Below are 583 nucleotides of genomic sequence, written 5' to 3' on the forward strand. Positions count from 1 at the left end.
GTTTGATGATGAAAACGGGACGAAAATTGTCTCGTTTAGAAGTGCTTCCTACGTCAATAAAAGAACTGAGTAGGCTCGATAAACGCTGGGCGGATGCAAAATATTGGGTTGCTTTTAAGAACCTGAGCGGTGCGATAACCGTCAACCATTACCTTGCGGCATTGGATATGCAGGTGAACGAAATGGGCGAGATTGAAGCGCAACCAGAAAAACGGCAGATCTACGTTGACCTTTTCTTTAAAACCTTTTGGATGTCGATCTTAATTACCGTGATTTGTTTGTTGATGGCTTATCCCGTGGCGTATCTGTTAGCAAACTTGCCAGACAAACGCGCCAACTTGCTGTTGATTGTGGTGCTACTGCCTTTTTGGACGTCACTATTGGTCCGTACGACCTCTTGGATTGTGTTGTTGCAAAATCAGGGGGTGATTAATGATTTACTGATGTGGTCTGGTTTAACGTCTGAGCGAATTCAGATGATACACAATACCTTTGGTACGGTTGTTTCTATGGTACACATCTTATTGCCTTTTATGATTCTGCCGCTCTACAGTGTAATGAAAGGCATCAGTCCAACGTATTT

General features: G+C 43.2%; 1 protein-coding gene. It reads left to right on the forward strand.

Annotated features, from left to right (window positions below; all coding sequences use genetic code 11):
- Positions 1 to 583: ABC transporter permease (locus R7Z50_RS29335; protein WP_318149993.1), on the forward strand; the 583-nt coding region annotated here is incomplete at both ends.

The sequence above is a fragment of the Vibrio sp. 1249-1 genome, from assembly GCF_033340495.1.